Source organism: Pseudomonas sp. ADPe (genome assembly GCF_014843515.1).
Taxonomy (GTDB): Bacteria; Pseudomonadota; Gammaproteobacteria; order Pseudomonadales; family Pseudomonadaceae; genus Pseudomonas; species Pseudomonas citronellolis.
Genome location: NZ_CP062122.1, coordinates 2,024,605 through 2,043,081 on the forward strand (window position 1 = coordinate 2,024,605; position 18,477 = coordinate 2,043,081).

At 66.0% G+C, this 18,477-nt stretch carries 20 protein-coding genes; 12 read left to right on the forward strand and 8 right to left on the reverse strand.

Translation table 11 applies throughout. The features are described from left to right. Positions 1–6: 6 nt before the first annotated feature. From IG194_RS09180 to IG194_RS09190, 3 genes are read right to left on the reverse strand one after another with little or no spacing between them, the layout of a single operon-like run. Complete coding sequence (locus IG194_RS09180; RefSeq protein WP_160326813.1) at positions 7–144, reverse strand: hypothetical protein; 138 nt, start codon at positions 142–144, stop codon at positions 7–9. Then, positions 145–621, reverse strand: a complete 477-nt coding sequence (locus IG194_RS09185) for a WbuC family cupin fold metalloprotein (RefSeq protein ID WP_009615835.1) — start codon at positions 619–621, stop codon at positions 145–147. It lies immediately after the preceding gene. 3 nt (positions 622–624) lie between these two features. Then, positions 625–1,182, reverse strand: coding sequence for a hypoxanthine-guanine phosphoribosyltransferase (locus IG194_RS09190; protein WP_009615834.1), 558 nt, complete (start codon positions 1,180–1,182; stop codon positions 625–627). Between the two features lie 216 nt (positions 1,183–1,398). Between IG194_RS09190 and upp the strand changes: the two genes are divergently transcribed. From upp to IG194_RS09205, 3 genes are all read left to right on the forward strand, one after another. Next, entirely contained in the window at positions 1,399–2,037 is a 639-nt protein-coding gene (upp, locus tag IG194_RS09195; protein ID WP_009615833.1) for a uracil phosphoribosyltransferase, read from the forward strand. Positions 2,038–2,040: 3 nt separating this feature from the next. Beyond that, the gene (locus IG194_RS09200) at positions 2,041–3,330 is read left to right on the forward strand and encodes a uracil-xanthine permease family protein (protein WP_064987530.1); all 1,290 of its coding nucleotides are present in this window, start codon (positions 2,041–2,043) and stop codon (positions 3,328–3,330) included. A 210-nt stretch (positions 3,331–3,540) separates the two neighbouring features. After that, positions 3,541–4,542 (forward strand): lysylphosphatidylglycerol synthase transmembrane domain-containing protein, encoded by a 1,002-nt coding sequence (locus IG194_RS09205; RefSeq protein WP_058487504.1) that lies wholly within the window; start codon positions 3,541–3,543, stop codon positions 4,540–4,542. A 291-nt stretch (positions 4,543–4,833) separates the two neighbouring features. Here IG194_RS09205 and IG194_RS09210 read toward each other — a convergent pair whose 3' ends face one another. The 3 genes from IG194_RS09210 to purU all read right to left on the reverse strand — a co-directional run bounded on the left by IG194_RS09210 (position 4,834) and on the right by purU (position 7,066). Further along, on the reverse strand, positions 4,834–5,817 hold the full coding sequence (locus IG194_RS09210) for a zinc-dependent alcohol dehydrogenase family protein (protein WP_058487505.1): 984 nt from the start codon (positions 5,815–5,817) through the stop codon (positions 4,834–4,836). Positions 5,818–5,843: 26 nt separating this feature from the next. Beyond that, on the reverse strand, positions 5,844–6,029 hold the full coding sequence (locus IG194_RS09215; RefSeq protein ID WP_058487506.1) for a hypothetical protein: 186 nt from the start codon (positions 6,027–6,029) through the stop codon (positions 5,844–5,846). 185 nt (positions 6,030–6,214) lie between these two features. Beyond that, positions 6,215–7,066 carry a formyltetrahydrofolate deformylase gene (purU, locus tag IG194_RS09220; protein ID WP_009615828.1) on the reverse strand — a complete coding sequence of 284 codons (852 nt, stop codon included), beginning with the start codon at positions 7,064–7,066 and terminating at the stop codon, positions 6,215–6,217. Between the two features lie 251 nt (positions 7,067–7,317). On the opposite strand from purU, the gene mvaT reads away from it, so the two are divergent. Next, positions 7,318–7,692 (forward strand): histone-like nucleoid-structuring protein MvaT, encoded by a 375-nt coding sequence (gene mvaT, locus IG194_RS09225; protein ID WP_009615827.1) that lies wholly within the window; start codon positions 7,318–7,320, stop codon positions 7,690–7,692. A gap of 83 nt (positions 7,693–7,775) precedes the next feature. On the opposite strand, the gene sbcB is transcribed toward mvaT, so the two are convergent. Next, the gene (sbcB, locus tag IG194_RS09230; RefSeq protein WP_058487507.1) at positions 7,776–9,209 is read right to left on the reverse strand and encodes an exodeoxyribonuclease I; all 1,434 of its coding nucleotides are present in this window, start codon (positions 9,207–9,209) and stop codon (positions 7,776–7,778) included. 116 nt (positions 9,210–9,325) lie between these two features. Between sbcB and IG194_RS09235 the strand changes: the two genes are divergently transcribed. From IG194_RS09235 to IG194_RS09265, 7 genes are all read left to right on the forward strand, one after another. Next, positions 9,326–10,081, forward strand: a complete 756-nt coding sequence (locus tag IG194_RS09235; protein ID WP_058487508.1) for a hypothetical protein — start codon at positions 9,326–9,328, stop codon at positions 10,079–10,081. A gap of 90 nt (positions 10,082–10,171) precedes the next feature. After that, complete coding sequence (locus IG194_RS09240; protein WP_043273289.1) at positions 10,172–10,897, forward strand: RDD family protein; 726 nt, start codon at positions 10,172–10,174, stop codon at positions 10,895–10,897. Beyond that, the gene (locus tag IG194_RS09245) at positions 10,894–11,877 is read left to right on the forward strand and encodes a stage II sporulation protein M (RefSeq protein WP_043314106.1); all 984 of its coding nucleotides are present in this window, start codon (positions 10,894–10,896) and stop codon (positions 11,875–11,877) included. Before IG194_RS09240 ends, IG194_RS09245 begins: the two co-directional genes overlap by 4 nt. Continuing rightward, positions 11,864–13,435 carry a DUF4129 domain-containing protein gene (locus IG194_RS09250; protein ID WP_058487509.1) on the forward strand — a complete coding sequence of 524 codons (1,572 nt, stop codon included), beginning with the start codon at positions 11,864–11,866 and terminating at the stop codon, positions 13,433–13,435. The genes IG194_RS09245 and IG194_RS09250 overlap by 14 nt, the downstream gene beginning before the upstream one ends. Next, positions 13,432–14,706: a DUF4350 domain-containing protein gene (locus tag IG194_RS09255; RefSeq protein ID WP_058487510.1), complete on the forward strand. Its 1,275-nt coding sequence runs from the start codon at positions 13,432–13,434 to the stop codon at positions 14,704–14,706. Before IG194_RS09250 ends, IG194_RS09255 begins: the two co-directional genes overlap by 4 nt. Before the next feature lie 117 nt (positions 14,707–14,823). Further along, complete coding sequence (locus IG194_RS09260) at positions 14,824–15,018, forward strand: KTSC domain-containing protein (protein WP_225617216.1); 195 nt, start codon at positions 14,824–14,826, stop codon at positions 15,016–15,018. A gap of 344 nt (positions 15,019–15,362) precedes the next feature. Then, positions 15,363–16,526: a DUF3800 domain-containing protein gene (locus tag IG194_RS09265; RefSeq protein ID WP_058487512.1), complete on the forward strand. Its 1,164-nt coding sequence runs from the start codon at positions 15,363–15,365 to the stop codon at positions 16,524–16,526. Between the two features lie 61 nt (positions 16,527–16,587). On the opposite strand, the gene IG194_RS09270 is transcribed toward IG194_RS09265, so the two are convergent. Further along, positions 16,588–17,784, reverse strand: a complete 1,197-nt coding sequence (locus IG194_RS09270; protein WP_141679695.1) for an MFS transporter — start codon at positions 17,782–17,784, stop codon at positions 16,588–16,590. Positions 17,785–17,920: 136 nt separating this feature from the next. Here IG194_RS09270 and IG194_RS09275 point away from each other — a divergent pair, with 136 nt between their 5' ends. Next, positions 17,921–18,418, forward strand: coding sequence for a MarR family winged helix-turn-helix transcriptional regulator (locus tag IG194_RS09275; RefSeq protein WP_003109836.1), 498 nt, complete (start codon positions 17,921–17,923; stop codon positions 18,416–18,418). Positions 18,419–18,477 lie beyond the last annotated feature (59 nt).

The following is an 18,477-nucleotide window of genomic DNA, read 5'->3' on the forward strand; positions in this document are numbered from 1 at the left end:
GATGTGTCAGCGCGGCGCGGTGATGTGCTTGATGCCGAGGAACGCCGACAGCCCCCAGGGCCCCAGCTCGCGCCCTATGCCGCTGGCCTTGCCGCCGCCCCAGGAGGTCTGCGGGAACACCACCTGCGGCGAAAAGCCTCGCACTCAGGCGGGAAACTGCGCCCGCATCCAGGCCAGGTATTCAGCCGCGCCGGGCTCGCCCTCGCGCGGGGCCCAGGCGCCGCGTTCGTCGTCGGCCAGGGCCTGGTAGGGGCCGGCCTTGCACTCGAAGATCAGGCTGTCCGGCGCCAGCGCCACCAGGGCGTGGAAGGTGCCCGGAGGCAGGTCCACGCCGGGGCAGTCGCCTTCGGGCGACAGCTCGCGGGTGGCGAGCAGTTCGCCGGCCTCGGAGAAGATCAGCAGGCCCAGGCGCCCCTTGAGCACGATGATGCTCTCGGCCTTGTCGGGGCTGCGGTGGCAGTGCGGCTGCACGTAGGTGTCCGGCTGCAGCGCATTGAGCAGGCGATGGCAGGGCTCTTCCATCGCGTGCAGGTTGTGGTGCTGGCGGCGGCGCGGGTTGGCGGCCGCCTGCCCGGCCAGCCCGGCGAACAGGGCCTGGTCGAGGAAACGCGGCCCGGCCACGGCTCAGAGGCCCTTGACGGCGAAGATGCCCGGGGCGTTGCGCCAGTAGCCCTTGTAGTCCATGCCGTAGCCGAAGATGTAGCGGTCCACGCAGGACAGGCCGACGTAGTTGGCCTTCAGGTCCGGGCGCGCCTTGCGGTCGTGGTCCTTGTCGATCAGCACCGCGGTGTGCACTTCGCGGGCGCCGGCGTGGCGGCAGAAGTCGATGATCGCCGAGAGGGTGTGCCCTTCGTCGAGAATGTCGTCGACGATCAGCACGTCGCGGTCGATGAAGGAGATTTCCGGCTTGGCCTTCCAGAACAGCTCGCCGCCGGTGGTCTCGTTGCGGTAGCGGGTGGCGTGCAGGTAGGACAGCTCCAGGGGGAAGTCCAGCTTCGGCAGCAGCTTGCCGGAGAAGATCAGCCCGCCGTTCATCACGCAGAACACCACCGGGTTGCGCTCGGCCAGGTCCGCGTTGATCGCCTGGGCGACGCGGCCGATGGCGGCATCCACTTCGGCGTCGTTGTACAGGCAATCGGCTTCGGCCATGACTTGGCGGATGTGCGCGAGATCGACGGACATTGGCGGGCTCTCCCGGAAAAAGTGCGCAAAGGTACCCATCCCTCTGCCCTGGAGCAAGTACCGGCGGACGAAAGTCGCCGACAATCCCGCGCCAGGCCAGGCGGGTTCCGGCAGTAGGCGGCCGGCGGCTATTTGTCGCGCACTGACTGCCAACTGCCCCTAAGATGCTTTACGCTACCGCAATTTTTTGCCAGCCCTCTCCCGGAGACCCCGTCCATGCCCGTGCACGAGATTCGCCATCCCCTGATCCGCCACAAGATCGGACTGATGCGCCGCCACGATATCAGCACCAAGAATTTCCGCGAGCTGGCCCAGGAAGTGGGCGCCCTGCTGACCTACGAGGCGACCGCCGACCTGCCGCTGGAGAACTACGAGATCCCCGGCTGGGCCGGCTCGGTGCAGGTGGAGAAGATCGCCGGCAAGAAGATCACCGTGGTGCCCATCCTGCGCGCCGGCATCGGCATGCTCGACGGCGTGCTCAGCCTGATCCCCGGGGCCAAGGTCAGCGCCGTGGGCGTGGCGCGCAACGAAGAGACGCTGCAGGCGCACACCTACCTGGAGAAGCTGGCGCCGGACATCGCCGAGCGCCGCTCGCTGATCATCGACCCGATGCTGGCCACCGGCGGCTCCATGGTCGCCACCATCGACCTGCTGAAGAAGGCCGGCTGCAGGGAAATCCGCGCCATGGTGCTGGTGGCCGCGCCCGAGGGCATCAAGGCGGTGGCCGAGGCGCACCCGGACGTCATCATCTATACCGCCTCGATCGACCAGGGGCTGAACGAGAACGGCTACATCATCCCCGGCCTGGGCGATGCCGGCGACAAGATCTTCGGCACCAAGCAGAAGGAAAACTGATCCATGGCCGACGAATTCCATGACCCGCTGTGGCGCCAGGTCATCGCCGGCGCGCAGATGCTCTTCGTCGCCTTCGGCGCCCTGGTGCTGATGCCGCTGATCACCGGCCTGGACCCGAACGTGGCGCTGTTCACCGCCGGCTTCGGCACCCTCATGTTCCAGCTGGTGACCGGGCGCCAGGTGCCGGTGTTCCTGGCCTCCAGCTTCGCCTTCATCACTCCGATCATCCTCGCCAAGGGCCAGTTCGGCCTGGCCGCGACCATGGGCGGGGTGGTCGCCGCCGGCTTCGTCTACACCTTCCTGGGCCTGGCGGTGAAGATCAAGGGCACCGGCTTCATCGACCGCCTGCTGCCGCCGGTGGTGATCGGCCCGGTGATCATCTCCATCGGCCTGGCCATGGCCCCCATCGCCGCCAACATGGCCATGGGCAAGGCCGGCGACGGCGCCGAGCTGATCCCCTACCGCACCGCCATGCTGATCTCCATGCCGGCGCTGATCACCACCCTGATAGTCGCGGTGTTCGGCAAGGGCATGCTGCGCCTGGTGCCGATCATCAGCGGCGTGCTGGTGGGCTACGCGCTGTCGTTCATGTTCGGTGTGGTCGACGTGGCCAAGATCGTCGCCGCGCCCTGGCTGGAGCTGCCGAAGTTCACCGCGCCGGAATTCAACTGGCAGGCCATCCTGTTCATCGTCCCGGTGGCCCTGGCCCCGGCCATCGAGCACATCGGCGGGGTGATCGCCGTGGGCGGGGTGACCGGCAAGAACTACCTGAAGACCCCGGGCCTGCACCGCACCCTGCTGGGCGACGGCATCGCCACCTCCGCCGCCGGCCTGTTCGGCGGCCCGCCGAACACCACCTACGCCGAAGTCACCGGCGCGGTGATGCTGACCAAGAACTACAACCCGAAGATCATGACCTGGGCGGCCGCGTTCGCCATCGGCCTGGCCTTCGTCGGCAAGTTCGGCGCCATCCTGCAGAGCATCCCGGTGCCGGTGATGGGCGGCATCCTCTGCCTGCTGTTCGGCACCATCGCCTCGGTGGGCATGAACACCCTGATCCGCCACAAGGTCGACCTGTCGCAGGCGCGCAACCTGTGCATCGTCTCGGTGACACTGGTGTTCGGCATCGGCGGCGTGTTGATCGGCTCGGGCACCGGCCCGGACGACTTCGGCCTGAAGGGCATCGCCCTGTGCGCCATCGTCGCCATCGTCCTGAACCTGATCCTGCCCGGCGAGGAAGGCTGGCAGAACAAGGCGCTGGAGGAAGGTGCCAAGGAAACCGAACACCCGTGAGCCCCGGATGCCCCGGACCGACGAAAGGACCGGGGCGCCACTGCCGAGGCTGCCGTAGACTCCCCTCAGCGACTGCGAACGCCTGCCCGAAGCGGTAGTCCACAGAAGAGGGAAGCGCACAGTCCCGGAGGTAACCGTCATTTTCGTCTGCCGCAACACCCCGCGCCCCGAACTGAACGGAGCGCGCCCCACTCGCCGCGAGGCCCGGCCATGAGCCGCGCCTGGTGGCTGCTGATCGCCCTGCTCGGCGCCTCGCTGGTGCCGCTGGTGCTGGGCGGCCGGCCGATGCTCGAGCAACTGGCGAGCTTCCCGCTGGACAACCTGCTGCTGTTGCTCGGCATGATCCTGCTGTGCTGGCTGATCAACGCCCAGAAGCTCCGCGTGCTGCTGGCCGGCCGCGCCGGGCCGCTGAGCCAGCGGCAGTCGATCGGCATCATCATGGCCTCGGAATTCGCCTTCTACGCCACCCCCGGCGGCAGCGGCGCGCCGCTGACGCTGATGGCCCTGCTGGCCCGCCGCGGCCTGCGCCCGGCGCAGAGCAGCGCGATCTTCGCCGTCGACCAGTTGAGCGACCTGCTGTTCTTCCTCACGGCGCTGCTAGTAGTGCTGTGCTACACGCTGTCCCACAGCCTGAGCCCGAACCTGGAATCCTCGCTGCTGGTCAGCGCCGTGCTGCTGGGCGGCATCCTGTTCGGCGTGGTGCTGCTGGCGCGCTTCCAGCGCCGGGTGATCCGCGCCAACGGCCGCCTGCTGGCGCGCCTGGGCGTCAAGCCGCGGCGGCGCCTGCACTGGGCGCGCAAGCTGCTGCACTTCCGCGACAGCATCGCCACCAGCCTCAAGCAGCCGCGCCGGCGCCTGGCGCTGGTGTTCCTGCTCACCAGCAGCCACTGGCTGCTGCGCTTCTCGGTGCTCTACCTGATCCTCCAGGCCATGGGCGTGGAGCTGCATTGGGCCTGGACCTTCCTGATCCAGCTGCTGTCCCTCGCCGCCGGCCTGGCCACCCTGCTGCCGGGCGGCGCCGGCGGCACCGAGCTGACCTCGCTGGCGATGCTCAGCCCGCTGGTAGGCAAGCCGACCGCGGCCGCAGCCATCCTGGTCTGGCGGGTGGTGACCTACTACTTCTACCTGGTGGCGGGCGCGCCGGTGTTCGCCATCATGGCCGGACGCCCACTGTTGCGCCGCCTGATCGGCCTGCGCAACCGCGACGCCTAGCGCCGGCCCTGCCGGCGATTTCGCGCGCAGGGCGCGCTCCTACAGGGGAATGGCGCGAATGGAGCAGTGTAGGAGCGGACCTTGTCCGCGATAGCCGGAACCACCGGCGCGTTTCGCGGATAAGATCCGCTCCTACACCGTCCGGCAAACCTATCGCCATGATCCGATGGGTATCGCAAGCTCAACCCATCCTACGAAAAGCACCTCGGCGCAGTCGGCAAGACAGTTGCGCCTACCGCACAGGCAGGCACGGCTCGCTCCCACGAAAAGCCGGGGTATCCCGCTGCCCCTTCACGGCACCAACACCGCCGCGCCCTGGAAACGCCCGTGGCGCAGATCGTCCAGGGCCTGGTTGGCCTGCTCCAGCGGGTAGCGCTGCACCTCGGTGCGCACCCCGGCCCGGGCGGCGACGGGGAAGAACTCCAGGCCGTCGCGGCGGGTCAGGTTGGCGACCGAGACCAGCTCGCGCTCGCCCCACAGGATCGAATAGGGGAAGCTCGGGATGTCGCTCATGTGGATGCCGGCGCACACCACCCGGCCGCCCTTGCGCACGGCGCGCAACGCGGCGGGCACCAGTTCGCCGGCCGGGGCGTAGATGATCGCCGCGTCCAGTGGCTGCGGCGGCGCCTGGTCGGACGGCCCGGCCCAGACGGCGCCCAGCGAGCGGGCGAAAGCCTCGGCGGCGTGGTCGCCGGGACGGCTGAAGGCGTAGACCTCGCGCCCCTGCCAGCGCGCCACCTGCAGCACGATGTGCGCCGCCGCGCCGAAGCCGTACAGGCCCAGGCGCCGGCCGTCGCCGGCCTTGACCAGCGAGCGCCAGCCGATCAGCCCGGCGCAGAGCAACGGCGCCAGCTCGGCGTCGTCGCCCGCCTCGCCCAGGGCGAAGGTGAAGCGCGCATCTGCCACCACGTACTCGGCATAGCCACCCGGCCGGGTGTAGCCGGTGAACTGCGGCGCGTCGCAGAGGTTTTCCTGGTCGCGGGTACAGGGCGGACAGTGACCGCAGGTGTGCCCCAGCCAGGGCACGCCGACCCGCTGGCCCAGGGCGAAGCCCTCGACGCCCGCGCCCAGGGCATCGACGTAGCCGACGATCTCGTGCCCGGGGATCACCGGCAGGGGCACCGCCGGCAGCTCGCCGTCGACCACGTGCAGGTCGGTACGGCACACCCCGCAGGCCGCCACGCGCACGCGCAGCTCAGCGGGGCCGGGTTGCGGCACGGGCAGCTCGCGCAGTCGCAGCGGCTGGCCCACCTGTTCGAGCAGCATGGCGCGCATGGGTCACCTCCACACGGGCGAATCGGCTAGGGTTTCTTCGGCGGCGCCTCGGGGCGCGGCCCGTCGTACTGCAGTTCGCGCCAGAGTTCGGCGGCGCCGGGGAACTCGGTGCCGTCCTCCTCGCTCAGCGCATCGATGTCGTAACGGCTGGTACAGCCTTCGCCCAGGGTGGGCGGCGGGGTGGCTGTGCCGGGGGCTTTCTCGTCGGACATGGCCGGGCTCTCCTGCAATGCGGGTTCGCCCGGCCGACGCGGCTCAGGGCCTGTTTACGATCTCGCGAGCTAGAGCAGAACAAGGCAGAAACAGGCGAGAGAGCGCAGTTTAGTCCGCTAAATGAGCATCGCTCGCCTGTTTTTAACGCCGTTATGCCGACGCGCAGCAGATCGTGGACAGGTCCTCAGTCGAACACCACGGTCTTGTTATCGTGCACCAGCACGCGGTCTTCCAGGTGATAGCGCAAACCGCGCGCCAGCACCATCTTTTCCACGTCCTTGCCCAGGCGCACCATTTCCTCGACGTTGTCGCGGTGGCTCACGCGCACCACGTCCTGCTCGATGATCGGGCCGGCGTCCAGTTCCTCGGTGACGTAGTGGCAGGTCGCGCCGATCAGCTTCACGCCGCGCAGCGAAGCCTGGTGGTAGGGCTTGGCGCCGATGAACGAGGGCAGGAAGCTGTGGTGGATGTTGATCACCTGGTGGCGGTACTTCTGGCACAGGTCCGGCGGCAGGATCTGCATGTAGCGCGCCAGCACCACGTTGTCGGCCTGGTGCTCGTCGATCAGCCGCGACACCTCGTCGAAGGCCGGCTGCTTGTTCTTCGCATCCACCGGCACGTGGAAGTAGGGGATGCCGTGCCATTCGACCATGCTGCGCAGGTCGTCGTGGTTGGCGATCACGCAGGGGATCTCGCAGTCCAGCTCGCCGCTGTGCCAGCGGTGCAGCAGGTCGGCCAGGCAGTGCGACTCGCGGCTGGCCATCAGCACCACGCGCTTCTTCACCGCCGAGTCGGTGATGCGCCAGACCATGTTGAACTCGCGGGCGATGGGGGCGAAGGCCTGGCGGAACCCGTCGAGGTCGAACGGCAGGGAGTCGGCGCGAATCTCGTGCCGCATGAAGAACCAGCCGTTGTCGTTGTCGGAGTGATGACTGGCCTCGGTGATCCAGCCGTTGTAAGTGGCCAGGAAATTACTCACCTTGGCGACGATGCCGACCCCGTCGGGACAGGCGATCACCAGTCGGAAAGTGCGCATGGGTGTGGCTCCAGATACTTCGCGAAGGCCGCCATTCTAGCGGCTGCCCGGGAAAACCGCGACCGCCGCCAAGGGACATTCGGACAGGTCCTGATTTAAGTGCGCGGACAATACGTCTATCGAAGCAACTTAAATATTACGTTAAGTAGCCAGAAAACTTTATCCAATGGTTTACTCGAACAAATCGGCTGACTATTATTGGGAGTACTAATATTCCAGCAACGCTTGACCTCAAGACAAGGTACGCCGACATGTCACTGATCAATGAGTACCGCGCCACCGAAGAAGCCATCAAGGAACTTCAAGAGCGCCTCAAGTCCCTGGAAAAGGACGACAAGCTGAAGAAGGAACTGGAGTTCGAAGAGAAACTCCGCACGCTCATGGGCAGCTATGGCAAGTCCCTGCGCGACATCCTCGCGCTGCTCGATCCGGACGCCAAACTGAGCAAGGCCCCGCGTGCCGCCAAGGCCACCGGCAGCAAGCGCGCGCGCAAGGTCAAGCAATACAAGAACCCGCATAACGGCGAAGTCATCGAAACCAAGGGCGGCAACCACAAGACGCTCAAGGAATGGAAGGCCAAGTGGGGCGCCGACACCGTCGAGAGCTGGGCCACCCTGCTGGGCTGAGCCCGCCCCGCCGCGTCACGCGCATTGCGAAAACGCCAGCTTCGGCTGGCGTTTTTTATTGCCCGCGAAGAACTCGCGGAACACTAAAGGCAATAACGCTGACGCAAGACTGCCGCATATGCCTGCCACTCCTGCAGCAATGCCCTGCCCTGCAGCCCAGTATTTTCGAGCTGTTCGGCCAGAGCCACTTCGAAGTTCGCGAGGGTATTGGGCGCGCCGTACTCGTCGAGCATCAGCCGGCAACGACAGAACTCCCGCCATTGTTCCTGCTCGGCCGTAGACAAAGTTTCCGGAAAATTCCGCGCGCGATAACGGAACAGAAGTTCCACCAGGCGCGGATCGTCGAATGGCCATTGTTCTCGTCCCAGGCGCACGGGGTCCGCCTGGCGTACCTGTTCGCAGAGCCGCCGGTCACGGTCGCCGATAAAACCGTCATATAGCTGCTGTTCCGGATCGGCGACGCCGGGGAAGTTCTCTTGTTCATATATCGCGGCCAGCTTGTCCTGCCACTGCGGCTTGCCTTCGACCAGCACCTGCGCGCGCGCCTGCCAGGCCGCCAGGTCGATGCCCAGGCGCGCCTGGTCCTGCTCGCGCAGCACCGCCAGCGGCGCCAGCACCGGGCAGCGGTTGACGTACACCAGCTTCAGCGGCACCGGCAGCTCGCCCTCGCCCAGTTCCTCGCGGCGGGTGTACAGGCGCTGGCGCAGGGTCTCGGCGTCCAGTTCCAGCAACGGCGCCGGGTCCAGCCCCAGGTCGCAGACGATCAGGGCGTTGCGGTTGCGCGGGTGCCAGGCCAGCGGCAGCACCAGCGACAGGAAGCTGCGCGCCGCCGAGAAACGCCCGGACACGTGCACCAGCGGCTTGAGCAGCTGCACCTGGTCGAGCACCGCGTGCTTGCCGCGCAGGCGGTAGAGGAAGTCGTAGAGCTTGGGCTGGCGCTGGCGGAGCAGCCGGGCCATGGCGATGGTCGCGCGCACGTCGGACAGGGCGTCGTGGGCCTGGCCGTGCTCCAGGCCGTTGGCCTCGGTCAGACGCTCCAGCTTCAGGGTGACCACGCCTTCGTCGTTGAGCGGCCACTGGATGCCTTCCGGGCGCAGCGCGTAGGCGGTGCGCACCAGGTCGATGAGGTCCCAGCGGCTGTTGCCGCCTTGCCATTCGCGGGCGTAGGGGTCGAAGAAGTTGCGGTAGAGGCTGTAGCGGGTGACTTCGTCGTCGAAGCGCAGGGTGTTGTAGCCGGCCACACAGGTGCCCGGGCGCGACAGCTCGGCGTGCAGGCGGGTCATGAACTCGGCTTCGCCCAGGCCCTGCTCTTCCAGGCGCTGCGGAGTGATGCCGGTGATCAGGCAGGCAGCCGGGTGCGGCAATATGTCGTCGCTGGGGCGGCAGTAGAAGTTCAGCGGCGCCTCGATCTCGTTGAGCGCCTCGTCGGTGCGGATGCCGGCGACCTGCAACGGGCGGTCGCGGCGTGGGTCGATGCCGGTGGTCTCGTAGTCGTACCAGAAGATGCTGGCGGTCATGACGCTCTCCCTTGGCCTGGCCGGGCAGTCTACCATCCCCCTGCGGGCTGCCCGGAACCTCGGTATGGGTTATGGTGTAGGCGCGGTTTCTTTCACATCACCAGGGATTGGCTCATATGAACCAGGAATTCGAACAGAACCCCTACGCGACACCGGCCAGCCAGCTGCAGCAGAACCCCACGGGCGCGGGCGCGCCCAGCATCGAGGAAGCCCTCGCCCGCGGCTACGACTTCCGCATCGGCGACGTGCTGGGCGAAGCCTGGCACAAGGTCAAGGGCATGAAGGGCACGCTGGTGGTCGCGGCGATCATCTACGCCGTGGCGGTCAACCTGCTGAGCTTCGTCATCGCCTTCGTCCTCGGCCTGCTGGGCCTGATCCACGACTCCGAACCCGGCGCGCTGCAAATCATCGTCAGCGTCCTCGCCGGCGCGCTCTGCTACCCGCTGCTGGCCGGGCTGAACATGATCGGCATCCGCCGCGCCGCCGATCAGCCGGCGACCATCAACGAGCTGTTCGCCTACTTCGGCCTGTTCGTCCCGCTGCTCGTCACTGGCCTCGCGATCACCGTGCTGACCTACCTGGGCCTGTTCCTGCTGGTGCTGCCGGGCATCTACCTGGGCGTCTCCTATGCCCTGGCCATCCCGCTGGTGGTGGAGCGCGGTCTGTCGCCCTGGCAGGCCATGGAGGCCTCGCGCAAAGCCATCGGCCAGCACTGGTTCAAGGTCTTCGGCCTGTTCCTGGCGCTCGGCCTGATCATGCTGCTCAGCGCCATCCCGCTGCTGATCGGCCTGGTCTGGACGCTGCCGCTGGCCTTCATCGCCATCGGCGTGCTCTACCGCACCATCTTCGGCGTCTTGCCGCCGGCCAACTGAGAAACAGCCCGGAATTGCCCGCCGCCCTGGTTGCCTAGCAGGGCGGCGCTGGCTAGCATCGGACTTTCCCTCTAGCGACTGCCAACGCCCTTGATCGCCGCCGCGCCACCACGCCCCGCCAGCCCACCGCTGGACACCCGCTACCAGGTGGAAACCCCGGAAGGCATCGACCTGCTGCTGCGCCCGGCCGGGCCGGTGGCCCGCGCCCTGGCCTACCTGATCGACCTGGGCATCCGCGTGCTGCTGATGCTGGTGATGTATATCCTGCTGGCCTTCCTCGGCCAACTGGGCACCGGCCTTGGCCTGTTGCTCACCTTCCTCGTCACCTGGTGGTACATGGTCCTCTTCGAAGTGCTCAACCAGGGGCGTTCGCCCGGCAAGCAGGTCATGGGCCTGCGCGTGGTCCACGACGACGGCACGCCGGTCGGCTGGCCCGCCTCGCTGCTGCGCAACCTGCTGCGCTTCGCCGACATCCTGCCCTTCGGCTACACCCTGGGCCTGCTCGCCTGCCTGTCCAACCCGGCGTTCAAGCGCCTGGGCGACCTGGCCGCCGGCACCCTGGTGATCTACCGCGACCCGCCACCGAGCCGGCCGCCGGTTCCCCAGGTGCCGCCGCAACTGCCGCCGTGCCCGCTGAGTCTGGCCGAGCAGCGCGCCGTCACCGGCTTCAGCGAACGCGCCGCGGGCCTGTCGGCGGCGCGCCGCGAGGAGCTGGCGGGGATTCTCGCCGAGCCCCTGGGCGTGCCCGCGGAACAGGCCGAGGCGCGCCTGGCCGGCATCGCCAGCGGCCTGCTCGGCGGAGGCCTGGCGCCATGAAGCAGAGCCTGTTCGAGCAGCGCCACCGCAACGACTGGAAGCGCTTCGCCAAGCGCCTGGAGCAGTTGGAGAGCGGCAAGCGCGAGGAATCCACCCGCGACGGCGACTTCGCCAGCGACTACCGCAGCCTCTGCCAGCAACTGGCCCTGGCCCAGGACCGCGGCTACAGCAGCCACCTGATCGACCACCTGCAGCAGCTGGCCATGCGCGGCCACCAGCAGTTCTACCGCCACCGCAGCCACCTCGGCTCGCGGCTGATCGGCTTCCTGCTGGCCGGCTTCCCGCGCCTGGTGCGCGAAGAGTGGCGCGCCATCGCCGTCGCCAGCCTGCTGTTCTACGGCACCCTGCTGCTCATGGGCGTGCTGGTGTACTGCTTCCCCGACCTGGTCTACAGCGTGCTCAGCGCCGAACGGGTGGCGGAGATGGAAGGCATGTACGCCCCCGACGCCGCGCGCCTGGGCCCGCTGGGCGAGCGCGGCGCCGGGGACAACTGGCAGATGTTCGCCTTCTACGTGATGAACAACATCGGCATCGCCTTCCAGACCTTCGCCAGCGGCCTGCTGTTCGGCCTGGGCAGCCTGTTCTTCCTGTTCTTCAACGGCCTGATGATAGGCGCGGTGGCCGGCCACCTGACGCAGATCGGCTACGTGCAGACCTTCTGGTCCTTCGTCATCGGCCACGGCGCCTTCGAGCTGACCGCCGTCACCTTCGCCGGCGCCGCCGGGCTCAAGCTCGGCTGGGCGCTGCTCGCCCCGGGGCGCCTGAGCCGCGGCGAGGCGCTGCGCCAGGCCGCGGCCAAGGCCATCCAACTGGTCGCCGGGGTGATCCTGCTGCTGCTCGTCGCCGCCTTCGTCGAGGGCTACTGGTCCTCGCTCACGCGCTTCCCAGCCACGGTCAAGTACGGCGTCGGCGCCGCGCTCTGGCTGCTGGTCGGCAGCTACTTCCTGTTCGCCGGACGCCAGCGCCATGCGCCTGACTGACGCCAGCGTGGCGATCCGCCCGCGCAGCGCCTGGGAGGCACTGGACCTCGGCGTGCTCCTGGCGCGACGGCATGCCGGGCTGCTGATGGCCAGCTGGGCACTGGTCACGCTGCCGGTGTTCGCCGTGCTCAGCCTGTTGCTGTGGGACTACTCCAGCCTGGCCATCCTGATCTTCTGGTGGCTGAAGCCGGCCTTCGAGCGCCTGCCGCTGTACATCCTCTCCCGCGCCCTGTTCGCCGACACCCCGACGCTGCGCGAGGCCCTACGCGCCTTCCCCGGCCTGCTGCGGCGCCAGCTGCTGCCCAGCCTGCTGTGGCGGCGCTTCAGCCCGACGCGCAGCTTCGACCTGCCGGTGCTGCAACTGGAGGGCCTGGCCGGCCAGGCGCGCAGCCAGCGCCTGGTGGTGCTGGGCCAGCGCAACGCCGGCGGCGCCACCTGGCTGACGGTGGTCGGCATGCACTTCGAGCTGGCCCTGTACCTGGGGCTGATGGCGCTGCTCTACCTGATGCTGCCGCAGCAATGGCTGTCGGACTGGAAGTGGCAGGCCCTGCTGGACGCCCTGCAAGGCGACTGGCAGTGGCTGGAGCACCTGTCCAACCTGCTCTACGCGCTGGTCCTGGTGGTCTGGGAGCCGGTCTACGTGGCCTGTGGATTCACCCTCTACCTCAACCGCCGCACCGAGCTGGAGGCCTGGGATATCGAACTGGTGTTCCGCTGCCTGCGCCAGCGCCTGGTGGGCAGCGCCTACGCCCTGCTGCTGGTGTGCGCCGGCGCCCTGGCGATGCTGCCCGGCAGCGCGCCCTGGGCCGCGGAAAGCGCCACCAGCTGCCCGCTGCCCAACCAGGACCCGAACGGCCCCGAAGCCGCGCGCCTGCTGCACCAGAAGCTGACCAGCGAACAGTCGCGCCAGGCCGTCGACAGCCTGCTCGACGCCCCGCCCTTCCGCAACAGCGAGACGGTCACCCGCTGGCGCCTGGGCGAGCCGCCCAGGGAAAAGGCCGGCAAGGGCAACGAGGACGACCTCAAGGCCTTCTTCGACGCCCTGGCCCACTGGCGGCCGCTGGGCCTGATCCTGCAATCGCTGCAGACGCTGCTGTGGGCCGCGCTGATCGCCGCCGTGGTCCTGCTGCTGTGGCGCTACCGCGAATGGCTGCGCCTGTTCGCCACCCGCCTGGGCCTGCCGCAGAAGGCCCCGCGCGAGGCGCCGGCGGTGCTGTTCGGCCTGGAACTGGCGCCGGAAAGCCTGCCCGAGGACGTCGCCAGCACTGCCGAACGGCTCTGGGACGAGCAACCCCGCGCGGCCCTGGGCCTGCTCTACCGCGCCCTGCTCAGCCGCCTGCTGCACGACTACCGGGTGCCGCTGCGCGACTCCAGCACCGAAGGCGAAGTGCTGGGCCAGGTTGAAGGCCTGCAGCAACCCGAGCTGGACAGCTACGCGCGGGAGCTGACCGGCCACTGGCAGGCCCTCGCCTACGGCCACCGCCCGCCGCCCGGCGAACTGCGCCAGGCGCTGTGCGACGGCTGGCGCCGGCTGTTCGGCCCGGGAGCGCCGGCATGAACCGCTCCACCCGCTGGCTGCTCGGCGTGCTGGTGCTGCTGGTCGGCGCCGCCGTGGCCTGGTACCTGTACCAGAACCTGCGGCCCTACCCGGAGAAGATCGAACACGGCCCCTCCCCCGAGGTGCGGGCCAACCCCTACCTGGCCGCCGAACGCTTCCTCCGCGGCCGCGGCCTGCGGGTCGACAGCGCCAAGGGCCTGGAAGTGCTCGACAACCTCCCCAGCCAGGGCCACACCCTGATCCTGCTGGGCGGCCGCGAGAACGTCACCCCCGCGCAGAACCGCGCCCTGCTCGACTGGGCGCGCCGCGGCGGCCACCTGATCGTCACCGCCGAGCGCCTGTGGGACGAGAAGGACGGCAAGAGCGGCGACCTGCTGCTCGACCCACTGGGCATCCAGCAATACCTGACCGAGGACCTGGACAAGGGCGCCAGCGCCGACAAGCCCGAGGCCGATGGCGAGGCCACGGCGCCGGCCAAGGTGCCGCCGCCCAAGGGCGTCGAGCAGCCAGCGTCCCCCGCGGCGGACCCGGCCAAGGCCGGCGAAGAAGAGGACGCCGACGCCTACCCGGACCTGACCAAGCTCTACCTGGAGAACGAGCAGGCCCCGGCCTACATCGGCTTCGACACCGAGTACCACCTCTACGACTCGAAGAACCTCGCCTACGCCTGGGCCAACAGCCACGACGCCACCCACCTGCTGCAACTGCAGCTGGGCGACGGCCTGGTCACGGTGCTGACCGACAACTGGATCTGGCAGACCGCCAACCTCGACGCCTACGACAACGCCTGGCTGCTCTGGTACCTGACCCAGGACAGCGCCGTCACCCTGGTCTACCGCGCCGACGGCGACAGCCTGCTCAACCTACTTCTGCGCAACTACCCGCAGGCGCTGGTCGCCCTCGCCCTGCTGCTGGCGCTGCTGCTGTGGCGCGCCGGCCAGCGCCAGGGCCCGCTGCAACCGGTGCCCAGCCGCGCCCGCCGGCAACTGGTGGAACACCTGCGCGCCGGCGCCGACTTCCTGCTCCGCCAGCGCGGCCACGTGGCCCTGGTGCAAGGCCTGCAGCGCGACGTGCTGCGCCGCGCGCGGCAGCGCCAGCCGGGCTTCGAACGCCTGCCGATCGCCGAACAGTGGCAACTGCTCGGGCGCATGACGCGCCTGCCGGTCAGCGCCATCAGCCAGGCCATGCGGCCCTACCCGGCGCCACGCATGAGCGCCGCCGAATTCACCCGCCAGGTCGCCCACCTGCAAAGCCTCAGGAATGCCCTATGATCTGGCACCTTCGAAGTGTTAGGAGGCTAGCTGGCTAGGTCATAGAGTGTTTTAGACCTGCAAATACAAAGAAAAGGGCAACGAGTCACTACGCCAATAAAGGAGAGCCATATGCTGATGATCCCTGTCCGATCTTCCGCTATCGCAGCCGTTGGTTATGACCCGACTACGCGTCGAATGAAAATCAAATTCAAGCAAGGGCGCACCTACGATTTCTGCGGCGTACCTCCGGAGGTGTACCAAGGCCTGATGAGCGCTGGCTCCATTGGCTCCTACTATGATCGCGTAATTCGAGATAGGTACCAGTGCTGACGATGACGTTAATCGTCACGATAAGGTTGTCGAAACGTATCCCCGGTGGCAAAGGCCCACGCCGGCTGGTGGTGATTACCCCTTAAAGTCTGCCAAAGGTGTTGCCTGCTCCACACGGAAGCTATTGTCTCCGACGTCAGGAGTCTGAAGGAGCTGGCTTAGCTTGGGGGTACTAAAGTGCCGCCACACAGATCTCATCCGCTAAGAAGGCAGAGAAGACCTTGGGTGCAGTTGAGCAGATGACAAAGCGACCAAAATTTCGGGTTACACGCTACCGCCCACTGGCCTTGTATCGCCTGCTAGGCTAATGCAGCGCTGTTGAACGACGAGCAGGGAGCTATTCAGTGGGGCGGACATTCGCTTTCGTCGATGAGTCAGGGAATCATGATCTGGACACCTCTAAGTCAGGCAGTTCCGGATATTTCGTTGTCTGCTCAGTGATTATCGTAGAGAAAAATCTTCACCAAGCTTACGAGCTCGCTGAGGCGATCCGGGCACGCAACTTCCAAACGGGCGAGATCAAGTCCAGCAATCTTAAAGCTAAGGATTCAGAGCGTCGGAAGCGAATCCTGCTCGAGCTTGCTGAGCTTCCCTTAAAACTTTACGTGATGGTGGTCGACAAGAGCCGTGTGCACCGCGATGGCGGTCTGAAATTCAAGCGGTCCTTCATCAAGTACGTGAACGGACTGCTTTACGAGCGGCTTTTCAACCACTGTGAAAATTTGCACATGACGGTCGATGAGCACGGTGGGGCGGAGTTTCAGGCCGGCTTGAAAGGCTATGTCGAAGCCCGCTATGTGGATGACCTCTTCAGGGAGGAGGCCTTTCAAACCAAGAGCAGCAAAGATGACGTCCTGATCCAGGTTGCAGATTTCTTCGCTGGCTCCATCGCTCAGATCTACGAGGGGAAGGCGCCTAGTGATGTTGAAGGAGCGTATAAAACCATCCTGCGAGACATCACGCTGGGCATTCTCGAGTGGCCTCCAAAGTATCAATCGCTCTTGCCGCCAATGGACGGGGCAGACTATGCAGACCATCGGGTACATCAGGCAGCAGTCAAGCAGGCCGATAGATTCACGGAAGAGATAGGCCAGCACCCTGATGAAGATCAGCGGCTCCAGCTCTGTATCCTGGACTACCTCCGCTTTCGGAGCGAGTTCATTGGCAACGAGTATGTTTCGACTGCGGAAATCGCCGACCACCTAGCTGATCGAGGCTTTGGAGATCTTGGCGAGCAGAAGATTCGATCCAGCGGTATTGCAAAACTGAGGGATGCCGAAGTCATCATCGCGAGCTGTCAGAAGGGCTACAAATTCCCGAAGACGCGTGCTGACATCAACGATTTTCTGGAGCTTGCTTCGAGCCAAGTCTTACCGCTTCTAGATCGAGTCAAGAAAGCCAGGGACGTCTACTTGCTCAGCAGTGTGGGTGAGTACGACGTGCTAAAGGGGAATGAGTTTGCACAGCTAAAGAGGCTGTTATCCTCGCTTGATGCATTGCGAGACTAGGAGCTCAACGTGTTGCGTTCACGGATTGAATCCACAGCCAATAGCGGACATCGCGCTAACCTCAAACCAACAACCTTGTCGGTAGCTTGAGACTCGCGAACAATGCGATGGCGACCAGAACCGCCATAAGGACGAGCATCACCGGTGCTCCTTGTCCACTCAGCACAAACGCTACCGCAAATGGCCCGGCGGCCTGCGCCAGAAGCATTGGTCGTGCTAACACTCCCATTCTCGCCCCGTAGCCCTCGGCGCCGAAAAGTACCAGCGGCAGTGTCCCTCTCGCGATAGTCAGGATTCCAACGCCCGCCCCATAGAGCGCAGCAGCGACGAATGCCAGCCAGGGCGTTCCTGGGATGAGTAGGCAGATACCGAGCAGGCTTATCAGCACGCCAACACGAGCAGACCAGGTTGGATGGAGATGTCGCGCAAGGGAGAACTCCAGCACCCTCGCCACCACTTGAGCTGGGCCGATCACCATGCCGATTGCCAGCACTGTTACGGTCGGAATCCCAAGCTGCTGCAATGACGCCAGTAGGTGAACTGAAAGGCTTGCCATAACGAATGCAATGACCGTCAGTAGGCCAGCCACTAACCAGAAGAGCTGGCGAGTGGATCGATCCAAAGCGAGGCCGCCCTGCCTCTGCTTCGGCGCGTCTCTCGCCGCGTCGACAGGCTTGGGGACTGCCAGCCAATGGATCGGCAGGCCGATCACTGCATGTACCGCTGCGAGCACCCAACAGGTCTCCCGCCACCCGCACCAGGATTCAAGTGCAGCCATGGCGGGCCACGCGGCAGTGCTCGCGAACCCGCCAATTAGGGTGAGTCCCGTGATCGCCCCACGAGCGCGCGCTCCCAGCAGCGTACCTAGTGTGGCGAAGGCCGAATCGTACAAACCAGTGGCCATCCCCAGCCCAAGAATCGACCAGGCCAAGTAGTAAACCCACAAACTGCTTGCCGTGGACATCACCAAGAGACCCACGCTCAGCATCAACGAACTGAAGGCGAGTACGACACGCCCTCCGTGCCGATCAAGCAGGCGGCCAGCAATGGGCGAGCAGAGTCCTGCCACTAACATCCCCCAGGACAAACCACCGACAACTGCCGATAGAGACCAACCAGTGTCCCGTGCAATCGGGCTCGCCAGCACTGCCGGCAGGTAGAAGGTGGAGCCCCACGCAAAGATCTGGGTTATGCCCAATACGGAAACCAACCGGAGACGATTAGGGGCGTCTGGAACGTTCGATTCGAGCTGAGTCACGGCACCCTGCACGCATAGTTGTCAGTAGCAACCAAGCTAGACCAACGTGACCTTTCTGGTCAATCGGAGGCGGCAATAGCTTGACCGCTGTATCCTCTCGGAATATTGTTGCAGGTAACAACCAATTGGAAATGACATGCCGAACAAGCGTACCGACGACCTGAGCCAGGATGCCGAAGCCCTGTATGAAGCGCTAAACCAACTGGTGCGGGTCTACCAGTTCAGAGACCGTGATCGTATTTGCTGCTACGACGTTTCAGTGACTCAGTGCTACGCCGTTGAGACCTTGGTGAAGCAGGGGCCGCTCCGCCTCCAGGCACTCGCTGAGGAGATGTTCCTGGACAAGAGCACTGCGAGCCGGGTGGTCGATACCCTCGAGCGCAAGGGCTACGTGTCGCGCGTTGAAGATCCAGAAGACCGCCGTGCAGTACGAGTTCAAGCTACTGAAGCCGGCGCAGATTTGTACGAACGCATTCGAGCCGACCTGATCGCTGAAGAGAAGGAAATGATCAGCGGCATGCCAGCCGAGGTTCGCCAGGGTGCGCTGACTTTACTGCGTCAGCTCACTCGAGCTGCCGAGATTCGTTGTGGCCTTGTCAGTGAATGCTGCCCAGGTCAGACCAAGGACAAGTGAGGGGGTAGCTCCCCCTTTTTTAACTATATTGTTGTTACTACCAATCAAAAGGAAAGCAC